This is a genomic window from Planctomycetota bacterium, assembly GCA_016872555.1.
In the GTDB taxonomy this organism is placed as follows: domain Bacteria; phylum Planctomycetota; class Planctomycetia; order Pirellulales; family UBA1268; genus F1-20-MAGs016.
On sequence record VGZO01000120.1, the window covers coordinates 1 to 3,111 of the forward strand.

General features: G+C 70.0%; 1 pseudogene. It reads left to right on the forward strand.

Annotated elements, in window-relative coordinates:
- Nucleotides 1–15: 15 nt before the first annotated feature.
- A pseudogene (locus FJ309_17320) lies at nucleotides 16–2,447 on the forward strand (arylsulfatase).
- Nucleotides 2,448–3,111 lie beyond the last annotated feature (664 nt).

Consider the following 3,111-nt stretch of genomic DNA (forward strand, 5'->3'; position numbering starts at 1 on the left):
GGGGAGGATCAAGAGATGCGCGAGCGACGGACGGGGCAGGGGAGGGTGGTCGGGATCATGGTCGCGGCACGGGCTGCGGTCATGGCATGGGGCGTGGTCGCGGCGGCACGGTCGGCGGCACAGGACGTGCTTCCGTTTCCCGATCCGCCGCTGCCGAGCGTCGTCCGCCAGCGGCTCCAGGATTCCAAGCCGGTCTGGCCGGAGGCGCCGCGCCGGATCGCCGCCGACGCTCCCAACATCGTCGTGATCCTCCTCGACGACGTCGGCTTCGGCGTCGCCGAGACGTTCGGCGGCGAGGTCCGTACGCCCACGCTGTCGCGCCTCGCCGAGACCGGGATCCGCTACACCCGCTTCCACACCACGAGCATCTGCTCCCCGACGCGCGCGGCGCTGCTCACCGGCCGCAACCACACGCGCGTCGGCTCCGGCACGATCGCCGAGCGCGCCGTCGCCTTCGACGGCTACACCGGCGTGATCCCGAAGACGGCGGCGACCGTCGCCGAGGTCCTCCGCCACTACGGCTACCGGACCGGCGCTTTCGGCAAGTGGCACAACACCCCGGTCACCGAAACGACGGCCATCGGCCCCAAAGACCGCTGGCCGACCGGCTACGGGTTCGATCATTTCTACGGCTTCCTCGCCGGCGAGACGTCGCAGTGGGAGCCCCGGCTGGTGCGCAACCTCGACGCGGTCGAGCCGCCCCAGGGAAAGCGGAAGCATCTCACCGAGGATCTCGTCGACGAGGCCCTCGGCTGGCTCGACGACCGCGGCGCCTACGCCCCCGACAAGCCGTTCTTCCTCTATTTCGCGCCCGGGGCGGTCCACGGGCCGCACCACGTGGCCGCCGAGTGGGCCGACCGCTACCGGGGGAAGTTCGACGACGGCTGGGATGCCTACCGGCAGCGCGTCCACCGCCGCCAACTCGACAGCGGCGTGATCCCGCCGGGCACGAAGCTCACCCCGCGCCCCGACACCCTCCAGGCCTGGGCCGACATCCCCGCCGCCGAACGCCCGTTCCAGACGCGCGGGATGGAGCTGTTTGCCGGGTTCGTCGAGCACACCGACGCCCAGCTCGGCCGCCTCGTCGACGGCCTCGAGGCGCGGGGCCTCCGCGACGACACGCTGATCTTTTGCATCTGGGGCGACAACGGCTCCAGCGCCGAAGGGCAGCAGGGAACGATCAGCGAGTTGCTCGCGCAGAACAACATCCCCACCACCGTCGCCCAGCAGCTCGCCGCCCTCGACCGGTCGGCGGCCTTCCCGCGCTCGGCTCCCCCGCCACCGACAACATGTACCACGCCGGCTGGGCGTGGGCCGGGTCGACGCCGTTTCGGAGCACCAAGCTCGTCGCCGCCCACTTCGGCGGGACGCGCAATCCCCTCGTCGTTTCCTGGCCGCGGCGGATCAAGCCCGACGGGGCGATCCGCACGCAGTTCCAGCACGTCGTCGACGTCGTGCCGACGATCTACGAGGTCGTCGGCATCACGCCCCCGCAGGTCGTCAACGGCCAGCGGCAGATCGGCTTCGACGGCGAGAGCTTCGCCGCCACGTTCGACGACGCCCGGGCCCCGGAGCGCAAGGCACCGCAGTTTTTCGACAACAACGGCAGACGCGGGATCCACAAGGACGGCTGGTTCGCCTGCGCGATCGGCCCGCTCTATCCCTGGAACACGCCGGCGTCGCTGCCGCGGATCGCGAGCTGGGACTCGGCCACCGACCAGTGGGAGCTGTACCACGTCGCCGAGGATTTCTCACAGGCCGACGACCTGGCGGCGAAGCATCCCGAGAAGCTCGCGGAACTGAAGCGCGAGTTCCTCCGGCTCGCGGCCGACAATCACGACTTCCCGATCGGCGCCGGCAACTGGCTGCGGCTCCACCCCGAGGACCGGGTCAAGACGTCCTACGACCGCTGGACGTTCACGCGCCACACGCGGCGGATGCCCGAGTTTGCCGCCCCCGGCCTGGGGCGCGAGAGCACCGTCGTCGAGATCGACGTCACCACCGCCCCGCGCTCCAGCGGCGTGTTGTACGCGCTGGGGGGTTCGGGCGGGGGCCTGGCGCTGTCGATGGAGGAGGGGCACCTGTCGTACCTCTACAACATGATGATCGTCGAGCGCTACACGGGGCGGTCCCCCGAGCCCCTGCCGCCGGGGAACCACGCGATCCGGGTGACGACGTCGATCCCGGGGCTGGGAAAGCCGGGCACGGTGTCGGTCGACGTCGATGGCCGGCCGTCGTTTACCGTGGCGCTTGCCCGCACGGTGCCGGCGGCGTTTACCGCCAGCGAATCGTTCGACGTCGGCCTCGACCTCGGCAGCACGGTCGACCCGGCGTGGCTCGAGCGCGAGGCGTTTGCCTTCGACGGCGCCATCGGCACGGTGCGCGTGACGCGGGTTTCGCCTGAGAAGGCTGGCGACGGAAAGGCAGCCTCACGGACGGGCCGCTGACTGCCCGTGGACAAAGCCCTCCCTGGCGCTGTGGTCGAAGGCCCCACCCGAGACGCCCTGCGTCGTGCAGCGCAGATTGCAGCGCACCGACCTCGCATGTTGAAGCGCGGCACGTTCCCGCGGGGTCTGGCAGGGAATCTCACCGAAAACAGAACTCGCTGGCACCACTCGGGTTGTAGCGAATTCCCCGAGAATCAGGCCGGTTTCGCAGACCCGGCCAATGGGCAGCACAGGATTGGAACCTTTGGCGTTTCCCTCGGGAAAACGTGGGTTCGACGGTGAGGGTGGGAACAAAAGCGGCGCGCTGCCGGCCGATCTGGCCGTGGTGATCGCCCGATGGCCGACGCTTACGAGAAACCAGCGGCGGCGGATCGTCGCCCTCGTGGAGGCGGCGCGGGATCGAGCGGCCGGCCGTCGGCGGTGATCGAGCGGGGACCGCCCGCGGTTGTCGCGGCCAACGACGGCCGCCACTGTGGACCGGCCGATCGTCCACCGCTACCCTATGGCTGGCGTTTGGCGACCAAGCTCGACGCCACCCATGGCGCGGCGAGGCACGGCTCATCACGGCAGGAAAAGAGCAGCCGGGATTGTCCCGACTGATCAACCATTCGTGAGGAAGCATCATGCCCCGATTGATTTCCGAGTGTGCGGTGGTCAAACGAGT